The sequence below is a fragment of the Desulfovibrio sp. ZJ746 genome (assembly GCF_011039155.1).
Taxonomy (GTDB): domain Bacteria; phylum Desulfobacterota; class Desulfovibrionia; order Desulfovibrionales; family Desulfovibrionaceae; genus Desulfovibrio.
The window spans coordinates 17,684-36,197 of sequence record NZ_JAAKEK010000006.1; the positions used below are offsets into that span (position 1 = coordinate 17,684).

At 60.9% G+C, this 18,514-nt stretch carries 23 protein-coding genes and 1 other RNA gene; 2 read left to right on the plus strand and 22 right to left on the minus strand.

Features of this window, described 5'->3' with window-relative positions; genetic code table 11:
* Window positions 1-12: 12 nt before the first annotated feature.
* From G7Y54_RS09680 to G7Y54_RS09785, 22 genes are all read right to left on the minus strand, one after another.
* Window positions 13-492 carry a phage virion morphogenesis protein gene (locus G7Y54_RS09680; protein WP_165079114.1) on the minus strand — a complete coding sequence of 160 codons (480 nt, stop codon included), beginning with the start codon at window positions 490-492 and terminating at the stop codon, window positions 13-15.
* A 106-nt stretch (window positions 493-598) separates the two neighbouring features.
* Window positions 599-1,930: a phage minor head protein gene (locus G7Y54_RS09685; RefSeq protein WP_165079115.1), complete on the minus strand. Its 1,332-nt coding sequence runs from the start codon at window positions 1,928-1,930 to the stop codon at window positions 599-601.
* Complete coding sequence (locus tag G7Y54_RS09690; RefSeq protein ID WP_241159450.1) at window positions 1,923-3,530, minus strand: DUF935 domain-containing protein; 1,608 nt, start codon at window positions 3,528-3,530, stop codon at window positions 1,923-1,925. The genes G7Y54_RS09685 and G7Y54_RS09690 overlap by 8 nt, the downstream gene beginning before the upstream one ends.
* Window positions 3,530-5,284 carry a phage terminase large subunit gene (terL, locus tag G7Y54_RS09695; protein WP_241159451.1) on the minus strand — a complete coding sequence of 585 codons (1,755 nt, stop codon included), beginning with the start codon at window positions 5,282-5,284 and terminating at the stop codon, window positions 3,530-3,532. Before terL ends, G7Y54_RS09690 begins: the two co-directional genes overlap by 1 nt.
* Window positions 5,277-5,789, minus strand: a complete 513-nt coding sequence (locus G7Y54_RS09700) for a DUF1804 family protein (protein ID WP_165079118.1) — start codon at window positions 5,787-5,789, stop codon at window positions 5,277-5,279. The genes terL and G7Y54_RS09700 overlap by 8 nt, the downstream gene beginning before the upstream one ends.
* Window positions 5,789-6,280, minus strand: a complete 492-nt coding sequence (locus G7Y54_RS09705) for a phage holin family protein (RefSeq protein ID WP_165079119.1) — start codon at window positions 6,278-6,280, stop codon at window positions 5,789-5,791. The genes G7Y54_RS09700 and G7Y54_RS09705 overlap by 1 nt, the downstream gene beginning before the upstream one ends.
* Window positions 6,273-6,428 carry a hypothetical protein gene (locus G7Y54_RS09710; protein WP_165079120.1) on the minus strand — a complete coding sequence of 52 codons (156 nt, stop codon included), beginning with the start codon at window positions 6,426-6,428 and terminating at the stop codon, window positions 6,273-6,275. The genes G7Y54_RS09705 and G7Y54_RS09710 overlap by 8 nt, the downstream gene beginning before the upstream one ends.
* Window positions 6,415-6,804, minus strand: a complete 390-nt coding sequence (locus G7Y54_RS09715) for a hypothetical protein (RefSeq protein ID WP_165079121.1) — start codon at window positions 6,802-6,804, stop codon at window positions 6,415-6,417. Before G7Y54_RS09715 ends, G7Y54_RS09710 begins: the two co-directional genes overlap by 14 nt.
* Window positions 6,801-7,445 carry a pesticin C-terminus-like muramidase gene (locus G7Y54_RS09720; protein WP_165079122.1) on the minus strand — a complete coding sequence of 215 codons (645 nt, stop codon included), beginning with the start codon at window positions 7,443-7,445 and terminating at the stop codon, window positions 6,801-6,803. Before G7Y54_RS09720 ends, G7Y54_RS09715 begins: the two co-directional genes overlap by 4 nt.
* Before the next feature lie 85 nt (window positions 7,446-7,530).
* The gene (locus G7Y54_RS09725) at window positions 7,531-8,028 is read right to left on the minus strand and encodes a Mor transcription activator family protein (protein ID WP_165079123.1); all 498 of its coding nucleotides are present in this window, start codon (window positions 8,026-8,028) and stop codon (window positions 7,531-7,533) included.
* 2 nt (window positions 8,029-8,030) lie between these two features.
* Window positions 8,031-8,363: a phage protein GemA/Gp16 family protein gene (locus G7Y54_RS12675; protein ID WP_241159452.1), complete on the minus strand. Its 333-nt coding sequence runs from the start codon at window positions 8,361-8,363 to the stop codon at window positions 8,031-8,033.
* 192 nt (window positions 8,364-8,555) lie between these two features.
* The gene (locus G7Y54_RS09735; RefSeq protein ID WP_165079125.1) at window positions 8,556-8,756 is read right to left on the minus strand and encodes a hypothetical protein; all 201 of its coding nucleotides are present in this window, start codon (window positions 8,754-8,756) and stop codon (window positions 8,556-8,558) included.
* 11 nt (window positions 8,757-8,767) lie between these two features.
* An RNA gene (locus G7Y54_RS09740) (hammerhead ribozyme type II) lies at window positions 8,768-8,832 on the minus strand.
* 7 nt (window positions 8,833-8,839) lie between these two features.
* Window positions 8,840-9,469 (minus strand): DUF3164 family protein, encoded by a 630-nt coding sequence (locus tag G7Y54_RS09745; protein WP_165079126.1) that lies wholly within the window; start codon window positions 9,467-9,469, stop codon window positions 8,840-8,842.
* Between the two features lie 9 nt (window positions 9,470-9,478).
* Window positions 9,479-9,679, minus strand: a complete 201-nt coding sequence (locus tag G7Y54_RS09750; protein ID WP_165079127.1) for a hypothetical protein — start codon at window positions 9,677-9,679, stop codon at window positions 9,479-9,481.
* A complete protein-coding gene (locus G7Y54_RS09755) occupies window positions 9,676-9,996 on the minus strand; it encodes a hypothetical protein (protein ID WP_165079128.1) in 321 nt (106 codons plus the stop codon). Before G7Y54_RS09755 ends, G7Y54_RS09750 begins: the two co-directional genes overlap by 4 nt.
* A complete protein-coding gene (locus tag G7Y54_RS09760; protein WP_165079129.1) occupies window positions 9,989-10,537 on the minus strand; it encodes a hypothetical protein in 549 nt (182 codons plus the stop codon). The genes G7Y54_RS09755 and G7Y54_RS09760 overlap by 8 nt, the downstream gene beginning before the upstream one ends.
* Before the next feature lie 2 nt (window positions 10,538-10,539).
* On the minus strand, window positions 10,540-11,289 hold the full coding sequence (locus G7Y54_RS09765; RefSeq protein ID WP_165079130.1) for an ATP-binding protein: 750 nt from the start codon (window positions 11,287-11,289) through the stop codon (window positions 10,540-10,542).
* A gap of 16 nt (window positions 11,290-11,305) precedes the next feature.
* Window positions 11,306-13,372, minus strand: coding sequence for a Mu transposase C-terminal domain-containing protein (locus tag G7Y54_RS09770; protein ID WP_165079131.1), 2,067 nt, complete (start codon window positions 13,370-13,372; stop codon window positions 11,306-11,308).
* 9 nt (window positions 13,373-13,381) lie between these two features.
* Window positions 13,382-13,630, minus strand: a complete 249-nt coding sequence (locus G7Y54_RS09775) for a hypothetical protein (RefSeq protein ID WP_206214945.1) — start codon at window positions 13,628-13,630, stop codon at window positions 13,382-13,384.
* Window positions 13,627-14,052 carry a hypothetical protein gene (locus tag G7Y54_RS09780; protein ID WP_165079132.1) on the minus strand — a complete coding sequence of 142 codons (426 nt, stop codon included), beginning with the start codon at window positions 14,050-14,052 and terminating at the stop codon, window positions 13,627-13,629. Before G7Y54_RS09780 ends, G7Y54_RS09775 begins: the two co-directional genes overlap by 4 nt.
* A gap of 2 nt (window positions 14,053-14,054) precedes the next feature.
* The gene (locus G7Y54_RS09785; RefSeq protein WP_165079133.1) at window positions 14,055-14,354 is read right to left on the minus strand and encodes a hypothetical protein; all 300 of its coding nucleotides are present in this window, start codon (window positions 14,352-14,354) and stop codon (window positions 14,055-14,057) included.
* Window positions 14,355-14,596: 242 nt separating this feature from the next.
* Here G7Y54_RS09785 and G7Y54_RS09790 point away from each other — a divergent pair, with 242 nt between their 5' ends.
* On the plus strand, window positions 14,597-15,283 hold the full coding sequence (locus G7Y54_RS09790) for a S24 family peptidase (RefSeq protein ID WP_165079252.1): 687 nt from the start codon (window positions 14,597-14,599) through the stop codon (window positions 15,281-15,283).
* Window positions 15,284-16,211: 928 nt separating this feature from the next.
* Window positions 16,212-18,056, plus strand: a complete 1,845-nt coding sequence (locus G7Y54_RS09795; protein WP_165079134.1) for an ATP-binding protein — start codon at window positions 16,212-16,214, stop codon at window positions 18,054-18,056.
* The last annotated feature ends 458 nt before the right edge of the window (window positions 18,057-18,514 follow it).

The following is an 18,514-nucleotide window of genomic DNA, read 5'->3' on the forward strand; positions in this document are numbered from 1 at the left end:
AGGGGCGATTTTTTAGCGGCGCCCGTAAATGGCGTCCTCGATGTAGCTGCGCATGGCGTCCTGAATCTCCATTTCGTCCTCCTCGCCGATGCCCAGGCAGGGGCGAGCCGGAAGGTCGCCCCAGGGCGCAACGCCCTTGAACTCGCGCTTGCGCGCGCCGAACTGGTGCGGGCCGGCATAGATCCTGTTCGTGCCCACGCGGGCGCTTGTGGCGTCATGCTCCGCCTGGATGCTGCCCCTGAGGCCGCTCGCGCCGCCCGTGGGCGCGAGTATCTTGCCCTTGCCCTTGCGGCGGGAGAGGGTAAGGGGCGTGAGGGGCGCCCACTTCCTGCCGTCCGGGCTTTGCTCCGCCTGGAAGGCGCGCGCCGTGGCGTCATACATGATTTCGCTGATGTTGCGCGTGAGGGGCGTCATGTCGTGCCCGGCGTCCATAAGGCGCTCGAGCGCGTCTTCCAGTTCGCTGAGGTCGATGTTGACTTTTATGGTGAACATGCCCATTCTCTTCAGCGGTGAGCCGCATATGATCCACGCCCTTGATGGTCGGCGTGGGATGCCCGAAAGGGGATCAGGAAGTTGGTTCGAATCCAACCCGTGCGGCTCACTCCTTTTTAATCATTGGCACAAGCTGCCGGCCTTCCACTTTCTTTTTCGGCATCCGATAGGCATTGACAATGACGCCGAGGCCGGGGGCCTTGCGCTCCCTGTTGCCCGGCAGCTCCACCGGCACGACCAGTACCCACTCGGGGTCAGTGTCCGGGATGATATAGACCGGCGTTTGTTTGCCTTTATCCCAAAACAGCCATTCCATGTGCCGGAGCATGGCGGGCAGCTTCAAAAACTGCTCCCGGCTTAGGGCCATGCCCGCCTCGTGGTGCTTTTCGCTGTTGGCGTGGGCCACGCGCTCGTCCGGGAATACCAGCACGTCCGGCGCGTCCACGCCCACCGCGCGCAGGGCGCGGGCGGCTTCGGGCGTGAGCGTGCCCGCGTAGATATTGACGCCCTGGGTGCGCTTCGTATCCAGCACCCGGGCCACGGCGTCCTCATAGGCTTTTCGCATGACCGGGCTTGTGTCCAGCGCCGACTTCACGGCCATGAAGAGCGCCGGGGCGGCCGCGCGCAGCTCCCCCAGCCTGGCGGCCATTGCCCCGTCCATGCCCCCGGCCCAGAGGGCGGCGTTGTTGCTGGAAAAGCCCAGGTCAGTCCAGGCGGTGCGGCCGTCCGGCAGTTGGTAGCCCCAGACCTTGCGGGTGCGCCTGCGCCCGGCGTGGCGGTCATAGACCTTGACCTCGCGGCTCACCATATGGCCCGCGCTCTCCCGCACCTCCAGCCCCTCGCGGAGCAGGCGCGCCCGCGAAAGGAAGCGGACGAAGCACTGGCAGCGGTAGCCGTTGGGCGGGTAATGCGTATCCCAGAAAGGATCATCGTGGCGGAAGACGAGGCTGTTCAGCGCCTTGTGCGCCGCGCGGCTCGTGGGCAGCATCCGGCAGACATATTGCCAGAAGGGGCGGAAGGCCGCGTTTTCCTTTGCCTGCTTGTAGCGGCCGGCGGAAAAGGCGCCGCCGATGTTCTGGTCAAAAATGAGTTGCACACGCTCCGGGCAGCCCTGCATGACCTCGCGCACCTCGCCCGTCTCGGGGTCCGTCTCTTCCTTCTTTCCCCACCAGCCCTTGCGGCGCAGGATAGGCGTGATGCGGTCGGCGAACCATTTTTCCGACTGGCCCGTCTCAAGCGCCGCCTGAAGGGCGTTGCGGATGTCGCGCAGGATGTCGGCGCGGGCCACGCCCGCCACGGTAAAGGCGCGGGCGTGCTGTTCCTGCCAGACTTGCGTCCAGTTGAAGGAAATGGCGTAGCCCTTGGACTCGAAGTAGGCGATGGCGTCCCTGGGCGCCATGTGGATGGCGAGACTTAGGTCCGGCACTTGTTCAGGCATTCGCGCTCACCCTGCCCCATATTTCCGCCACGAACATGGCGCGCGCCAGGATGTCGGCAAGCTCGTCCGTATCCATGCGGGGGTAGAGTTCCGCAAGGCGCGCCTGCAATTCCTCCGGGGTCACGCCCTTGGCAAGGTCGTCCAGCAGCGGCCGCAAGAGGGACTCCCCGGCGGCGGTGAGGGCCGCATCCGCATTTATGGTGTCAAGAGCCTTTGCCGCTCCGGCGGCCGAGGGCTGCGCGGCGCCCCCGGCATCCTGCGCCTTGGCGGCGGCGTTGGCACTTGTGCCCTCATTCTCCTCCTGCGGCTCCCCCTCCCCGTCCGGCTCCGGGGGCGTGGTCGCGGCCTGGAACACATCCTCCTCGCCCACCGCTTCCGGGAGCTTGAGGCGCTCGTGGACATAGCGGCGGCTGATGCGCATGTAGGGCGCGAGCTTGGGCAGCGCATCGGCGTAGAGGGCGAGGTCGGCCGCGTCCTGCGTGTCGAATTGCCACCAGGGCAACGCGCGCCTGTCGGTAATGCCGAGGTTGAGCATGGCGAGCGGCCGCAGGAGCTGCTCCGTCAGGGTGGCGGCTATCTGGCGGGCGTCCGCGCTCAAGATGTCGCGGCGCACCTGCTCGTGGATCTCGCCGAGGGCGTTGGTGCTGGTTTTGCCGTCGGCCTGGCTTGTCAGCGTGCCGCCGAGGATGGCCTTGCTCATGCCCTGCTCGCAGCGCGTGACCAGTTCGCCCGGGATGTCGCGGGTATTGGCCGTGGGGGACTCGAAGAGGACCTCCATGCCCACGGGGATGATGCCCGCCGCGTCCTGCCCCAGGCAGCGCAGGGCGTTGAGCAGGGCCGTCTTGTCCTCCTTGGTGCTTCCGGGCGGGTACTTGCCGAGGCGCAGGGGCAGCCCGTGAATCTGGACGTATTGCACCTCGCTCGAGGCCGCATAGGCCCGGATGAGGTAGGTCCACGCCAGCACGCGGAAGAGACCCGCGCGGGGGAGCCAGCCCGAGCGCGACTTGTGCGTATGCACTATCCAGCCGCAGGGCCAGAGCTCGGCGCCCTCGGCGCTGCCGTCGCGCAGGTGGAGCACGTTGCGGTCCCGCCAGGGGCAGACGAACCAGCTTTGCGGCCGGAAGGTCACGGCCTTCGGGATATGCCAGCCGTCCGCATACTGCCACTCGATTTCAAGCGCCGAAAAGCCGTGGCCAATGGCGTCGGCCATGTCGAGGATGATGTCGTCCACGGAAGGGAGGGCGTCCACCATCGCCCGCACCTGCCGGGCGGCCTCGCGGGCCTTGGCGTCGTCCTTGACGGCGGGGAGGATGTCCCATTCCAGCGTGAGCAGGGAGCGCTTGCGCTTGCCCATTTCGGCCGCAAGGTGATCGCAGCGCTCCTCCATGTTGGCAAAGAGGGCGTGTTGCTCGCTGATGATGCCGGCGTCGGCGTCGCGCAGGATGCGGCGCAGGCGGTTGGGCGTGAGGCCGTGGGTCAGGTCGGGGAGCTGCTCGAGGTAGAGCAGGCTTGCGGCCATGCCCGAGTCCTCGGTTTGCCGGCGGCCGGGCTGGAGCGCCGCGCCGGGGCGGCGCGGGAGGGAACGGCGGAAGGGGCGCATCAGAACCATCCTTGGCCCCTGTGCGGGGCCTCTTCTTCATCTTCGGGGGTATCGTCGTCGGAAGTGCCGTCAGCTCCGGCGGGCGCGCCGAAGATGCCGCAGGGCCGGGGCACGCGCACAAAGGCGTCCTTGAGGCTCACATAGCCCTGCGTGGCCACGCGCCAGAGCATTTCAAGCGCGTCCGGGCCGTCGTCATGGTCGGCCAGGGGGAAGTGCCGGAGCTGGTCGCGCAGGGTCTGGTGCTCCGGGGAGAGCAGGATGCGGCCCTGCGCGAAATAGTGGTGCAGGCTCTCGATGCGCAGGGCCTTGTCCGCATGGTTTTTCAGCGGCCAGACGGGCATGGGCACGCCCTGGCGCGCGGCCTCGCGGATAAGCACATCCGCAAAGAACTCCTGAAACTGCACCGTCTCCACTGCCCAGGAAAGGCAGGCGTGACGGCGCTGCAAGGCGATCATGTCCTGGATGATGCGGTCGGGGTGGCGCTTGCGGATGAGCGCCTCGAGCACGAAGAGCCGCATGGTCTCGCGGTGGAAGCCGCCCACCAGAAGGGCCGAAGGGTCGCGCCCGGCCCCGGCCTTGCCGAGGGACGGGTCGCAGGCGCCGAAGAGCAGGAGCCCGGCCGGCAACTCGTGCCAACAGGCGAGCACATTGGCAAAGGGCGCGGCGTCGCCCACCAGCGGGTCGTTTTGCTGCTCGCTGTCAAAGGCGGCGCGGTCCTCCGCGCGCTTGCACATGAGGGTGTAGAGCGGCCGGAAGCTGGGCCAGCTCACCTTCGCGCCCTTTTCCATGGGGTGCGCGCCGGCGCGGCCACGGGCGGCCGCCTTGCGGCCTACCTCGTCATAAAATTCGCGCGCCTTGGCCGGGCCGTCAGGGGGCGTCTTGTAGATGCGCTCCCAGATGTCCCAGAGATCCATGCGCTCGGGCATCTTCTCCACGGCGCGGAAGGTCCGGCCCTGCCATTGCGGCTTTTTCAGGGTGCGGGCGAGCACGCTGTCATAGTGGAGGATGGTGCCGATATAGACCACGTCCATGCTGTCGTCGGCAGGCCCGAGGGAGAGCACCGTGCGCAAGAGCCAGCTTTCCAGCTTGTCGCGCTGCTCCGGGGAGCGGACGTTCTCGTCGTTCTCAAGGTCGTCCAGGAGGGCGAGGTCCGGCCGGTTGGGGCCGTGCCTGAGGCCGCGCATCCGTTTTCCCGCGCCGAAAGCCTGCACCTTGACGTTTTGCGCCGTGATGATGGTGCCCACGTTCCAGACGCGGCCAGGGCCGCAATGGGCCGGAAAGTCGGCCATGAGGCGCGGGTTGCTTTCCAGCTCCACCTTGACGGCCTCAAGGAAGGAGGCCGCCTGTTCCAGGGCGTCGGCGATGATGAGGATGTAGCGCTTGCGGCCCGTGACCACGCACCAGAGCAAAAAGAACACGTCCACAAAGGTGGTCTTTGCCTCGCCGCGCGGCGCCGCGCAGGCCAGCTTGACGCCGCCGGGCGCATTGACGGCGGCGGGGAGCGCCACGTCCAGCCACTGGTGGAGCAGGCTGTCGCCCGTGGGCGTGCCGTCCTTGCGGGAGGTGTAGTGCGGGAAATAGGTACGCCGGAAAAAAGGGAAGTCCTCCTGGACGCGGGCGGCGCGGGCGCAGCTTGCGGTAGCGTCCATCGGGAAGGCCGCGCAGTCGGCCTCGATGCTGCGCCGCAAGGAAAGCGTGAGGGCGGCAAGCTCCGCGCGGAAATTCTCCGCCGAAAGGCGGCGGGAGCTAGGCACGGGCGCCTCCCAGACGCTCGGCCACCTCATCCGCGAAAGGCTCGAGCACTTCGAGGAGGGCCGGGGCGTGCTGCGGGAAGCGCTGGCGCACAAATTCCGTCAAAAGCTGGATGACGCGCAGGGCCGTCGCCAGTTCGTTGCTCTCCGGCAGGACGCGCTTGGAGGCCGCCACCATCTTGTTGAAGGAATCCGCCAGGGAGGCGAGGGCCGTGGTCTTCTGGCTCGCCGTCATGTCCTGCGCGGTGATTATTTCAGCCATGAGCGCCTTGTGCTGGAGCACATACTCGCTCAAGGTCTGGCGGGCCACGGCCTCCATGCCCTCGCCCGCCAGCACGTTGGCGGCGCGCAGCTTGTCCCAGTCGTCGCCCTGCTCGGCGGCCTTGCGCTTCCAACTGCGGAGCGTTGCCACCGGGATGCCGTGCGAGGCGGAAATCTGCGTCAGGGGCAGGTTGTCGAAGATGTAGGCGGCGCGCGCGGCCGCCCTGAATTGCACGGTATGGGCCATTAGTGGCGCTCCTGCCCGGTTTCCTCGCGCACCTTGTTCTTGAGACGCTCACGGCCGCCGAACACCAGCCACTTGAGGACGGGGGGCACGGGCACGCCCAGATAGTGGAGGTGCCCAATGATGCTGGCCGTATCCGTGAGGATCAGGTAGGCGAGCATGATGTCCACAATGGGCAGGCCCACATGGAGGCCGCGCTGGAAGGCCACCTGCGCCGCCCAGGCCATGACGATGAAAATCAGGTAACAGACATAGCGGGGCAAGGCCCGCTTGAGGCCACGACAGAGGGGACGGTTGCGCTTGCAGCACACGGCCACGCGCGCGGTCATGTCGCCCGTCAACATGCCGAAACAGATGTAGGCGAGGGCCACGTCCGTCTCCATGAGGGCGCAAATGCCGGAAATGGCCGCGCCGACGGCCACCTTGTCCGGCCAGAGGGCCGTGAGCTGGGCGAAGGCGCTGGCAAAAGCGTCGCCCCAGCGCGGGTCAGTCATGGGGAGCCTCCGTCGCTTGTCCAGCCATCTGGGCATACCACGCTCGCAGGGCCGTCTTGTCGGCGTTGCAGCCGTCAAGGGCCGCATTGAGCGCCACCATATGCCGCGTGGCCGCCAGCGCGTAGGCGCGCAGGTCATTGGCGCTCATGAGGCCCTGCGGCGTTGGCGGCGCCGGACACTGTTCCAGCAGGCTCTCCGGCGGCATCAGGAGCACCGGGCGCGGAGCCGGCGAGCATGCCGCGCAGGCGGCGCAGAAAACCAGCATCGTCAAGCTCCGCGCTTTCCTCGGCCAGTTGCTCGAGCGAGCGCATCTTTTCGTCAAGGTCATGGTCAATGGCTCCCTGGAGGCCGTCGCGCAGGGTGCGGGCACATTCGTCCGCGCTGCGGGCGATTGTCACGGCCACCACTTCGGCCTGAAGTTTCGCTATCTCTTCGGTCTTGGCCCGGCGGTCCTGCCACAGGGCGGCGTTGACGGCCAGCGAGGCGCAGGCCAGCGCGGCGAGGCCCCAGTACAGGGCTTTCATGCCCGGCCATCCAGCGAGAGGAGCAGCTTGCCCTCGCGGGCGCGCCGGTTGGCATAATCGCCCCAGCGCTTGCGCTCGCAGAGCAGGGCGCCGGCGGCGGACCACTGCCTGCGGACCAGCGCCCGCCAGACTTCGGGGAACTTGTCCGCAAAGCCCACGCCATACTGGTAGCAGGCGGAGAAGATGACCACCTGCGCCTCCTTCGGCAGACTGACATATGCGCCCGCGCCGGCGTCGCGGTCATAGCGCCGGGAAATAAGCTCCGCGTGGTAGCCCATGATGCAGCGGTCAAGGGCGTCCGCAAGTTCCTGGCTGATGGTGAGCGGCAGCCGGTGCAGAACCTCGACGGCAGCCGCCTTGCGCTTGCCGAGGTAGGGGCGCAGCGGGTTGACGCTCCCCTCGAGCAGCCCCAGGCGCAGGAGCGTGGACGCGTCCTGCTGGCCCAAGTCAACGCCGGTGGCGATGGTGACGCCGCTCTGTCCGAAGGGGATGTAGCGCTCCGGGTCGGGCCCGCCCCGATAGTTGGCCGTGCCGCCCGTGGTGAGCTTGCAGGGGATGTATCCCCGCAGCTGCTGCGGCCCCTCGCAATAGGGGCCGCGCAGAAATTCCTCGATCTCCGCCAGGTATATCTTGCCCTGCATGGTTCCTCCCGCGAGCCAAAAGAAAGCGCCCGCACCGCCACTGTAGTGGCGGAACGGACGCAAAAAAGGCTGGCGCGGGACAGCGCTAGAGGAGGCTCGCCTGCTCCTGCGCCGGGGCCGTGGCCGGGATGGGCTTCTTGAGCAGGCGCCAGACATAGCGCTCGGTGAGGTGGTAGCGCAGGGCGAGGCACTGCACGAGGGCGCGCTCCGAAAGGCCCTCGGCGGTGAGCACGCGGCGGTCCTCAAAGAGGGCCGCGTCCCGCGCCTTGAGGAGCGCCAGCTTGCAGCTTGGGACCGTGAGCGCCGTGCCCGCGTAGCGTTGCACCAGGGCGTCGGCCGCCGCCTGCCCGATGTGGCGCGCCATGTCGTCAATGAGGGCGCGCCCCCGCTCGGTGGCGCCGCGCGGGATGCGCAGGGTCAGCCCGCCGAAGTTCTCCACCAGCGCCACGGTGGCCGTGAGGCCAATGGTGCGGGCCAGTTCCTGCGCCGAGGGCGGCAGGAGGCCGAAGTCCAGCGTGGCGAGGGAGCTTGCGCACATTTCCCCGGCGCGCATGGCGTCAAAATATTCTGCGGCTGCGGGCATGGTTACGCCTCCTGCGCCTCGCGGCGCTGCTGACAGGTGAGTGCGGCCACGCAGGCCATGAGCTGCGCGCGGTCGGCGGTGCCAAGCGTGGCGCCATTGTTGGTCTGGCGCCGGATGATGGTCTCCGCATAGGTGCGCGGACGGCCGAGGCTCGCCAGGAGGGCCTTGATCTTGCGGTGGAGGGGCAGGAGCTCGGCGGCGATCCTCGGCCGGGGGCGCCAGCCCTTGAGGCGGAGCTCGGCCAGCATGGCCTTGAGTTCGCGCACGCTGCACTTGGCGGCGCTGTCCTTGCCGGTCACGGCACGCAGGAGCGACCTGTAAATCTCATCTTCCATGCCCAGGTCCTTCTGGGCAATCTTGACGCTGGCAATCAGTCCCTTTCGGTAGCCGTTGCCTGCGTCAGCAGGCTTACGGATAGCGACAGTGGCAGCGTTGGATGGCTTTCGCGGGAACTTGTTGCTGTCTCCATCCGTAGCTTCCTGCGTCGCAACGGCTGGAGCGCGGTAGGCGGTCTGCCTGTCCATGACTCACCTCGATGCGGTTGCGGGCTTCGGGCTGGCCGCGCGGTTGAGGGCGTCCAGCATGACCTGTATCATGGCCTCGGTATGTTCCGGCGGCCGCTTGCCCTTGTTCACGATGCAGACCACCTCATCGGCCTTTGTATCCTTGATGAAGCGGACGCCGGATTGCGATGTCGTCTTGATAAAGCGTTGTTTTGTCTCTGCCATGTCAGTTCTCTCACGGGCTGCTCATCAGGCCCGGCGCGCCGCCGCCGGACGACCGCCCCGCAGGGCGGTTTCGCTTGTGCGCCTCACAGCGCCGACATATCCAGCGGCACGGCCACATAGCGCCCGTCCGACGCGCGCTTGTAGAGGCGCACGTAGGCCTTGCTGTCCTGCACCGTGAGGCTGTCGCTGATAGCCTGCATGGCGCGCTGCCAGCGCTCGTCCTCAATGTTGTGGCGGCGCAGGCTCAAGATGGCGTTGGTATTGATACGGCCTTCCTTGTTGACGTTGAACGCCTGCTCCACAATGGCGCGCAGGGCCGAGGGGCTGTCGCGGCTCCATTCCTCGAGGCACTCGTCAATGAGCGCCTTGGCGGCCCGCAGGCCCTCGTCAAAGCCGATGTTTTCCGAGGTCTGGCGCTTGAGCTTCCACTCGCCGTCAAAGCTCATGAGGGTGATATTGCCCTTGTCGCCGCCCAGCTTGGCGCCGTAGCGCTCGGCCGAAAGCTCCACAAAAGCGGCGATGTCGCCCATGAGCTCGTCGCGCAGGGCGCGGAGCTGCCCCTGCATCGCCTCAATCTTGGCGGCCTTCTCGCGCACAAGGTCGTCCCGGGCGAGGTCGATCTCGCGGATGGCCTCCACAGGCACATAGGCGCCCCGGCTGTCCTTGCGGTACTTGGTCGGATCATCGAAGGGGTTGCTCTGTATCTGGCTCATGCCGCCCTCCTAGTGGCTGCAAGTTTCGGCTGCGGCCTGCCGGGGCGCATCGGGCACCAGCAGGGACGATTCCATGATTTCCACGCGCTCCGCCGAGGCGGAGAGATTGGCGCGGATGATACGCACCAAGGCCCACTGGTCCTCGGAGACCTGCCCGGCAAGGGCGCCCAGGGCGGACGCGCAAGAGGCGATGTCGGCGCTGACGCTCATAGCTGTTCCTCCTTTTCGCGGTATTGTTGGCACTGTTGGCACTCGCGCCAGCGGCGGAGCGCATAGGGGTTTGAGGTGGGCATGGGGCCGGCACGGCGCGTCCGGCATGTCTGCGCCGTGAGGTGGCCGCCATAGACCGGGCAGGCAGCGCCCAGGACGGCCACGATGCGCCGCTCCATCCGCGCGGTGCTTCCGGGATAGTGGCCGTTGCGCAGCAGGGAGAGCGAGCTGCGCGCCACGCCAAGGCGGCGGGCCACGGCCGTGACGCTGGACGCCGCGATGGCCGCCTCTAGCAGGGCCGCGCACTCGTTACGCATGGCCGGCCTCCGCTATGGAGACGGTGCGCCCCGTGTTGCGGTCCGTCACGGTCTTGCTTTCGCGGTTGTAGGCCGGGGCCTTGTCGCCGGTATTGGCCTCCTGCCGCAGGAAATAGGCGCCCGTGCGCCGCGTCTTGCCCAGGATGCCCGCCAGATAGAGCGCCCGGCAGTAGTTGCGCAGGTTCTCCTCCGCGCCGCGCTCGCCTCCTTCGCAGATCACGCGCAGGAGATCCGGCACGGTGGTCTGGTCGGCCATGCGCAGCACGGCCCACGCCCGTTGGCGAAGGGTGCGCCCGTTGCTGGTGGCTGCCCTTCCCGCCCGCTGGCAGGGCACCCAGCCCCCATTTTTGGCTGTCTCCATGCCGACGGCGGTCAGGCCGTGCATCCCGGCCTCTGTATGCAGCAGGCCGTGCCTTTGCAAGCAGTGGCAGACTTGTAAAACACCCACGGCCGTGGCGCCCAGCATGGAGGCAAGCTGACGGGTGAGGCTGGGACCATGTTCCGCCAGATGGCGGAGGACTCGCTCGGAAAGAACAGCCATGACTACGCCGCCGCCTTTGCCGGGCGCACGGTCTTGGCCGTCCGGCTTTGCCAGTCCCGGGCGAGCTCCTGCCCGGCGAATTGCGCCACGTCCAGCGTGCCCTCGAGGCCATTGGCGCGCGCCAGGCGTTCAATGCGGGCAAGGATGTTGAGCACTTCGCGCATCCGCCCGGCGGATAAGCGCAGCACTTCCGCCGTGAGGGCCGGGCTCAACTCAAACTCGCACAGCTTGGCGCAGGCGAGGGCCACGTCGGAGGCCGTTGCCGGGCCAAACTCCACCACCTGGGCGATGCGGCTGCTGATTTGCTTGTAGCGGCTGATATTGCGCTGGATCTGCTCCATGCCGATGAGGACCACCGTCACTTCGGCCCGGTCGGAGAAGTCGCGGATTTTCTCCAGCACGGCGGCGCGGTCGGCCAGCGTAAATTCGGCCTCGTCAATGATGATGGGGCACTGCCGCTCGATGAGCACACGCAGGCAGCGCTCGAACAGCGCCTGCGCCGTGCCGCGCGTGTCGAGGTTGAGGGCCTTGGCAAGCTCCACGAGAAAATACTTCGGCGTCCAGTCCACATTGGCGCGCAGGAAGATGGCCCCGGCCTCCTCTGCCCAGCGATAGACGATGTGGCTCTTGCCGAGGCCCGGCTGGCCGTGGACCAGCATCATGCCCGCCTCGGCCGCGCCGCGCTCTTCCACCGCCTTCACTCCGGCGGTAAAGCGGGCATAATTCTCGGTTTTCACAAATCCCTGACGCATGGCGCTCTCCTTCTGGTTATGCGATACCCTTGATTTCCAAGAGTTCGCGCATATCGGCATATTCTTCGCCCTGGCGGTAGGTCACGAGCCAGGCGGCGTCGGCTGGTGTCTGCTGGTCCGTATGTGCCATGAGCCAGCAATAGCGGTCATAGGTGCTCCCAAACAGCGGCCGCGCGGTGGGCGCGGGCTCTTCGGCCGCGACTTCGGCGGGAACTATCTCAAGAGTGGCGGCCTGCGCCTCGGCCTGGAGGCTGTCGGCAAGAGCCGGGCGCTCCGCTCCGGGCAGGAGGATCTCCGCGCCCGGGGCTACGCGCTGGAGCCTCGCGTCCAGCCGCGCCACCTGCGCGCGGGCGCGCTTGTCGCGGGCCGCCTCCACGCGGCTGGGCGCAAAATAGGGCTGCGTGTTGCCCTCGAGCAGGGCCTCGCAGATACGGCGGCCGTCCAGCGTCCAGCACCAGACGCGGGAGCTGTCCCAGATGTCATAGCGCACTTCCACGGCCTCGCCGTGGTAGTCGGCCAGCTCCGCGCCATAGTAGCGGCCGCCGAATACCTCCACCCAGCCGTTGCGGGCCACGCGCCGCTCGCCCGGCATGAAGAGCTCCGCGCCCATGCCCTCGGGCACGCGCACCGGCTCAAAGCCGCGCTCCTCGAAGGCCGCCCAGTATTCGTTGGGGCTGTAGTGGACATAGCGCCCTTCGGCGTCGCGGTAGCGGGGCAGGCCCCGATGCGGGGTCGCGTTGTATTCCTCGACGCGGGCGAGGATATGCTTTTTCGCCTCCTCCCAGGTGGGAAGCACGGCGCGCTTCCCGGCCTTGAGGGCCTTGCGGCTACACTTGTAGTTGGCGTGGGCGGCGTCCGTGTCCATGAGGGCGCCGGTATAACTTTCCAGCCCCTGCGCGGCCCGTACCCAAAGCGTCTTGACCGCCCGCTCCATGAGGCCCTTGCCCTGCGGGCGTCCGGGTATGGCGTGGCAGGGCGTGATGCCCAGGCGCTGGAGCATGCCGGTGCGGTCGTCGAGCATCAGGTTGTTGGCGTAGCCCGGGCCGTTGTCGCTGTAGAACATGGCCGGGATGCCCGCGTAGATGCAGCCCATGCGCAGGGCGTCCAATACCGTCAGCTTGCTTTCCGCCAGGGCAATGGAGATGCCCACGCAGCGGCGCGTGGCCACGTCGAGGATTGCCGTGATTTCAGGCTTGAAAGGCTGGCCGTGGAGAGGGTGCAGCACTTCGGCGTCAAAGGTGGTCCCGTCGGCCGTATAGACATCGCCGGGCCAGAGTTCCGAGGTGTCGCGTCTGCGATGGGGCCGCAGCTTGAGCAGGGCATTGCCTGTGGCGCGCCCGGCTTCCCGCGCCGGAGTGCTCATCTTGGCAAGAGCGCGACGCACGGCATAGACGGATGGCGGCGTCTCGCCGCGTCGGCGCAGGGCTTCCGCAAAATCGTCATACGCCTGCGAGACCGGCGGATGCTGCGGCTTCTGATAGTGGCAAAGAAACTCCTGCATCCACTCCGGCAGGGGCTGTTTCCGGCTCATGCTGGGCAGCAGCGCTGCTTCGCCGCCGACGGCGTAGTCGGAGGCCCAGCGGTACAGGCTGCGGCGCGAAAGGACCCCGCCCCGGCGGCAGGCCGTCGCCGTGTTTATCAGGTCCAGCAAAACGGGCGAGAGGGACCGCGTGCGGGAGGCTTCCACCAGATGCCGGATTGCCCCTTCCTTTTTGACTATCGCGGACAGGCGTTCAATCTCGCGCACAAAGACCAGCCGGGCGGCGGCCACTTCGCGCTCTCGCGCGGAGGCGCGCTGCCATTCGGGGCTATGTTCCGGCTTCACATCTGCCGGGCGCGTTGCCGGGGCCGAGTGGTCGGGGGAGGGGCAACTCGCGGCCCGGGCCTCGCGCAGCAGGGCCGTGGCAATGGCGTCACGGGTCGCCGGGGGCATGCTGGCCACGTTCCAGAGATTGCCGCCGCCACGTCCTGTCCGTTGCGTTGCCTTCCAGGCTTCACGCTTGGCGCGTTTATCAATCGCCTGCTGCGAGAATCCTAAAAGTGCCACCAGTTCACGGGTGCTGTAGGCTTCTGCGGTCTGCATATGGCGTCCCTATTCGCAAGCCTTGCGAGGATCGCAGAGGTGATCTTCCGATGCCCCGTGCTCCCGCAGCCAGTCCAACACTTTTGGGCTATGGATTTTCCCCGAGAGAGTGCGATAGACAGCCTCGCTGGAAATACCGAGGAGGCTGGCCAGCGCGACGCCATTCAGGCCCTGATTGTCCAGCACCTCTTGAAGGCGGCGGCGATATTTCGCGCGTCGCGCCCCGAGTGCCATCTTTTGCGCAAATGTCAGACTCACAGTTCTTCCTCCAGCTTGCGGAGCAGCTTTTTCACCCGTTTTTGCTCAATCAGCGCCCGCCCGTATTCACACATCTTGCGGTCGTCCGGCGTCATGATGTCCAGGCCGATACTCTGGAGCATGGTACGCAAAGGGGCATAATCCGCCGTGGCCACGCAAAAGGCCAATATGGCAAGGATTGACGGGGGGTGGCTTGCATCAGACGGTGCCAGCCACTTGTCCAGCGTGTCCTTGCTGACGCTGTCTTTGTTTCCCTGCGTGAGCCTGATGCCGGCCTGACGCGCGATGGCGTTCATGCGGTCTGGGAGCGCCTTACGGCCTTCGCCTTCAGGTGCGCCTGCGGTGGCGCGCATGGCCGCCCGAATGGCGGCCATCACGCCTGCAAGCTGGTAAGGTGTTCCGAGCAGGGAAAGCTGTGTCATGGCTAGGACGCCCAGCAGGACCTATCAAGCGAGGATTCGACCAGTTCCTGGAAAGCATTTTGATTTGCCCCGGTCACTTGCCGCGCCGCCACCATGGCATCGGTCAGCGCATCCAAAGCCTCGATGAAGGCATCGGAAAACCCATTCAGGCCGTAGTGAAAGTAATGGCGTGCGAGGGCGCTATGGGCAGAAAAAAGGTCGGGGCGGTCTTGGATAACCGGGTCAATCTCCGAGGAAAAAACTTCTTCCGAAACTTGCTCTTGAGTAGCACCCGTGATGTCCAGAAATTCTTGATATTCCATTTTGTCCTCCGCTCGTGTCCAAAAAGGGTTTTGCCGTGGACGTTGATTTTTCTCTTTTGGGCCGTTAGTTTGTTTTTCGGGCGGAAAAATAACCGCCCGCAAGGACAACTTGCAAAAAAATCTTTAAAAAGTCAACGCAGATTCTTTGTTGTAAGTTTTATTTTGCGAAAAATCTTGTAATATATTTGATTTTCAAGCAATTTTCAAAAAAATTCTTGAAAGCAAAGGTTGTAGGTTTAAAGATGGAAGATACAACAGCAAAAGGAATACTTGCTCGTTTAGTTGAGGCGACGGAGGTGCCCTCTGAGGCCGCGTTATCCGGGGTGCTAGGAGTATCTTCCCAAGCTATATATGACGCGCGCCGACGGGGAAAGGTTCCCGATTCATGGATTCGAATAGTCGCTGAAAAATACAATATTTCTGCGGATTGGCTTTTTTTTGGCGCGAGGGATGTTACAAACGGCCCAGAAGCTGAAGAAAAGTCAAGTAGTACGCCGCGTGATGATGTGGACCTGATAAGGATTCCTATGGTTGAGGCACGCTTGTCGGCCGGCCACGGCAGCCTACTGGTCAGCGGGGAGGTCGAGCGTAGTTATGCCTTCCGCTCGGATTTTCTGCTGCGAAAAGGGAACCCTAAAAGTATGGTGATGATGCGTGTCTCGGGCGACAGTATGCAGCCGGAAATAATGGACAATGACGTGGTCCTGTTGGATCAGTCAAAAACAGAAATCAAAGCTGGCCGCATATTTGCCGTGGGCTTTGACGATGCCATTTACTGCAAGCGAATAGACCGGGTGCCGGGCAAAATCATTCTGAAGAGTGTAAACCCGGCATATGAGCCGCTTGAGATTGACGTGCGCGGCCAGGAAGCGGACGAGTTCAGAGTTATCGGCCAGGTCATCTGGTGCGGTAGAGAATATCCAATTTAGTGCCAATACTGACGCAAAAACGCGCTAAAAATCAGCGGAAAAAGTGATTTTTAGCGCGTTTTAATTCTTGGCTTTCCCAGCCCTGAAACCTAGGCACCACGCGGGCGCGCGGGGGCTGCGCCTGCCTTCTCTCCTTGTGCCAAGTTAAACGCTCCCCTAGTCAAGCATGGGTTCATGCGGTTTTTCGGACATGGTGGAAAACTTCTGAGCCAAGCGCCTAGACGAATTTTGAAAAAAATACCTGCCATGGCATCGCAGACCCCACGGTAGGTCATGCCTTCTTTGGGCTGTCACCAACATTTTTCTAACCTCGGCCGCCATACTCATGACACGACTTAAAAATGGCAATGTTCAGTCTCTTCATGCAGTCAAAAATATTCGTTGCCCTATCTTCCAAATTTTATAGCGATTCAAATGAGAACTAATAAAAAATACGTCAAACCGATATCTACAAGAATCCCACCGCAAGAAAAAACTCGCCAAGTACTAATTATTATGTGTATCGGTCACCTGGTTTTTGGTTTTCATGTTTTTTGACTTTTATCATTGGATTTTTAATCATTACTGTCCTGCGACGCAGCCTTATCTAATAGGCTAAGATTGAAGGGATTTCAATTAATCTGAGTATTCGAGAGCAACGCTTGATTTTATTTCGGTGTTCGAGTGTCTATAAAAGATGACTGGGAATCAGGGCTAGCGTCCGGAAAAAAAGCATGCTATAAAGTCTAGGTCAAAATCCCTCTGTGCAGCAGTTACGAGCCTTAAACTGGTGTACTACATAGCAATGAGATTTTTGGCTTTTTTCATGCACCTTTTTCCGAATAGCAAGATAAAAACTCGAATTTTGAGTGTATGCGTGGCTGGATTTCAGTCTTTGAGTGTGACAGGGTGCCCTGGCTAGGGATATAAAATAAAGGTGATTGCTAATATGTCCCCCAAAAACAATTCATTTTCAAGGGTGGATTTCGAATACGCGGAAGAACAGATTTCCCGTCCTGAAGTTTATAAGCAGCCTATTTTGCCACTTTATGAAGCAATATATAATGCAATTCATTCTTCAGCGGAAGCTAGCTGTGATAAGATTGTTGTTGAAGTTGAAATAATAAGGGATGAGAGCGCGCTACTTAAAGAAGTATCAAGAATAGCTGAAATCCATATTTCTGATTATGGTATAGGTTTTAATGATGGCAAGACTGATGCCTTTTATAAGTTGTTTACAACAAATAAAAAAACAAAATTTAATTCAAAAGGAGTTGGCCGCCTCACCTACTTCTCCGCATTTAACAAAGTCAGGATAGAAAGCTGTTTTGAGCATGACAATAAAAAATTCAGGAGGGATTTTGTAGCCACTCTTTCTGCGCTAGGGAGCGGAGAATTGCCGGTTGCGTCAGATTGCGGTCACGATTTAAGAAAAACCACAGTGCGTCTTTTTGAGTTAAGGCCCGAAATGAAGGACAAATTCTTCATTGATTTTGAAAATCTGAAGTCTAACATTGAAGATCAATTCTCCCCGGAGATACTGACATCAGATAATATTGAAATAATTATAAAAGATGGCGCGTACGAAGCCAAAATTAATAGACAGAATTTCCCAAAAAGTCAGCAATCCTCGTTTAACCTTTGTGGATACCATTTTGATATTTATTATTTGCAAGATTCCCGCAAATTTGCACAAAACAATGAAATTTGGCTCGCGGCATCCTTGAGGATAGTAAAAAAGCGTCCTTTGAACTTCCTTTCATCCAGAAAACTTCTTGATCCCGATGGAGACAGTTTTAATTTAAAAGCTATTGTGATTAGTGATTTCCTTAATCAAAGGGTAAATTCCACGCGAACTGATTTTACTGGCATTCCCGATAAAGACGAATATCCGAATGAAATATCTTATGAATCACTTTTCAGGGCGATAAACCGGGAAGCAAGAAATTATGTTATTAAACTAATTCCTAATATAGAAAACAGCAATAAGGAGTTTACAAAAAGCCTATTACAAAAACTACCACATCTTGCTTTCGTAATAGAAAATGATGACATCAATAACAATATCCCATTCCAATCATCACAGGAAAAAATTCAGGACTATTATGTGGGCGAATTTGCTAAAAAGCAGGTGGAAGCAGTAAATTATGTTCAGCGGATAACAAAGAAATATGAAAAGACTGGTATACCGAATTTTAAGGAATTTCTAGAAAGCGAATCCCAAAAAATTGAGGAAGGCTCAAAATTAAATCATGCATATTTGGCAACTTACGTACAATATAGAGAATTTATTATCGATTTATTTTCTAAATTTCTTGAGCCAAATTCAGATGGCAAATGTCCTGCGGAATCTGTTATCCATGAGTTGCTTTTTCCAATGCGGGTAGAAAGCAAAGATGCGCGTAATGACTATGATAATCACAATTTATGGATTATTGAAGACCGATATTCCTATTACTCACATCTAACCTCTGATCAGTACGAGAATAAAATTTTGAAAAGAAAGCATGAAAAAGGCGATAAAAGGTATGATATACTCGAGGTTTTCAATGAAGGGTATCCATATCAGAATATATTTATTATAGAATTAAAAAAGTATGATGCGAATTTATCCCAAATAAATGATCCTGTTCGCCAGATAATAGATTATGCATTACGTTTAATAAATGGCGAAATAAGTGATGATAAAGGATTAAAAATAGGGACTATGCCAAATACTTGTTATCAAGGTATGGTAATATGCAATACAAATGATCCATATTTTCAGAATACATTAAAAGAGGTACAACATTGAATCTACGCCCTGATGGTTTATCATATTACGGCATTGCTTTAAAAAATAAGCTATTTTTAGAAGTTGTTGATTATCAGAATTTGCTCAAAATATCACGCCGTAGAAATCAGGTTTTCTTTAGAAAATTACACGGAGAAATTTAATAACACTTCGTTGGATGATTGATATGCGTTCCTTATCCATCGATCCTGTTTAGGATTGATTCGAGAATGGTGGTTGCGGTGGCGTAGGTCCTAAATCTCCTTGTGTAGCGCTCCTTGTCTTGAGCCGGCGTGCCATCTCTCTTTGAGATTTTAGATTTTTTCTTGGCACTTAATCGGGCAGCAATAATTCGTGATTTGGCCTTCGGAAAGCATGAGGTCGATGACATTCCTGGGTCGGAAACCTGCAAAATTCTCGCCCGTCGAAACCTCGCCCTCTTGTCCCTGCCTGCCATTGACGCAGCGCATGGCTGCGCT

What these genes read in the sequence shown, in the direction of transcription:
- G7Y54_RS09680 (WP_165079114.1), bottom strand. Translation starts at nt 492, where the DNA reads ATGTTCACCATAAAAGTCAACATCGACCTCAGCGAACTGGAAGACGCG.
- G7Y54_RS09685 (WP_165079115.1), bottom strand. Translation starts at nt 1,930, where the DNA reads ATGCCTGAACAAGTGCCGGACCTAAGTCTCGCCATCCACATGGCGCCC.
- G7Y54_RS09690 (WP_241159450.1), bottom strand. Translation starts at nt 3,530, where the DNA reads ATGCGCCCCTTCCGCCGTTCCCTCCCGCGCCGCCCCGGCGCGGCGCTC.
- G7Y54_RS09700 (WP_165079118.1), bottom strand. Translation starts at nt 5,789, where the DNA reads ATGGCCCATACCGTGCAATTCAGGGCGGCCGCGCGCGCCGCCTACATC.
- G7Y54_RS09705 (WP_165079119.1), bottom strand. Translation starts at nt 6,280, where the DNA reads ATGACTGACCCGCGCTGGGGCGACGCTTTTGCCAGCGCCTTCGCCCAG.
- G7Y54_RS09710 (WP_165079120.1), bottom strand. Translation starts at nt 6,428, where the DNA reads ATGAGCGCCAATGACCTGCGCGCCTACGCGCTGGCGGCCACGCGGCAT.
- G7Y54_RS09715 (WP_165079121.1), bottom strand. Translation starts at nt 6,804, where the DNA reads ATGAAAGCCCTGTACTGGGGCCTCGCCGCGCTGGCCTGCGCCTCGCTG.
- G7Y54_RS09720 (WP_165079122.1), bottom strand. Translation starts at nt 7,445, where the DNA reads ATGCAGGGCAAGATATACCTGGCGGAGATCGAGGAATTTCTGCGCGGC.
- G7Y54_RS09725 (WP_165079123.1), bottom strand. Translation starts at nt 8,028, where the DNA reads ATGCCCGCAGCCGCAGAATATTTTGACGCCATGCGCGCCGGGGAAATG.
- G7Y54_RS12675 (WP_241159452.1), bottom strand. Translation starts at nt 8,363, where the DNA reads ATGGAAGATGAGATTTACAGGTCGCTCCTGCGTGCCGTGACCGGCAAG.
- G7Y54_RS09735 (WP_165079125.1), bottom strand. Translation starts at nt 8,756, where the DNA reads ATGGCAGAGACAAAACAACGCTTTATCAAGACGACATCGCAATCCGGC.
- G7Y54_RS09745 (WP_165079126.1), bottom strand. Translation starts at nt 9,469, where the DNA reads ATGAGCCAGATACAGAGCAACCCCTTCGATGATCCGACCAAGTACCGC.
- G7Y54_RS09750 (WP_165079127.1), bottom strand. Translation starts at nt 9,679, where the DNA reads ATGAGCGTCAGCGCCGACATCGCCTCTTGCGCGTCCGCCCTGGGCGCC.
- G7Y54_RS09755 (WP_165079128.1), bottom strand. Translation starts at nt 9,996, where the DNA reads ATGCGTAACGAGTGCGCGGCCCTGCTAGAGGCGGCCATCGCGGCGTCC.
- G7Y54_RS09760 (WP_165079129.1), bottom strand. Translation starts at nt 10,537, where the DNA reads ATGGCTGTTCTTTCCGAGCGAGTCCTCCGCCATCTGGCGGAACATGGT.
- G7Y54_RS09765 (WP_165079130.1), bottom strand. Translation starts at nt 11,289, where the DNA reads ATGCGTCAGGGATTTGTGAAAACCGAGAATTATGCCCGCTTTACCGCC.
- G7Y54_RS09770 (WP_165079131.1), bottom strand. Translation starts at nt 13,372, where the DNA reads ATGCAGACCGCAGAAGCCTACAGCACCCGTGAACTGGTGGCACTTTTA.
- G7Y54_RS09780 (WP_165079132.1), bottom strand. Translation starts at nt 14,052, where the DNA reads ATGACACAGCTTTCCCTGCTCGGAACACCTTACCAGCTTGCAGGCGTG.
- G7Y54_RS09785 (WP_165079133.1), bottom strand. Translation starts at nt 14,354, where the DNA reads ATGGAATATCAAGAATTTCTGGACATCACGGGTGCTACTCAAGAGCAA.
- G7Y54_RS09790 (WP_165079252.1), top strand. Translation starts at nt 14,597, where the DNA reads ATGGAAGATACAACAGCAAAAGGAATACTTGCTCGTTTAGTTGAGGCG.
- G7Y54_RS09795 (WP_165079134.1), top strand. Translation starts at nt 16,212, where the DNA reads ATGTCCCCCAAAAACAATTCATTTTCAAGGGTGGATTTCGAATACGCG.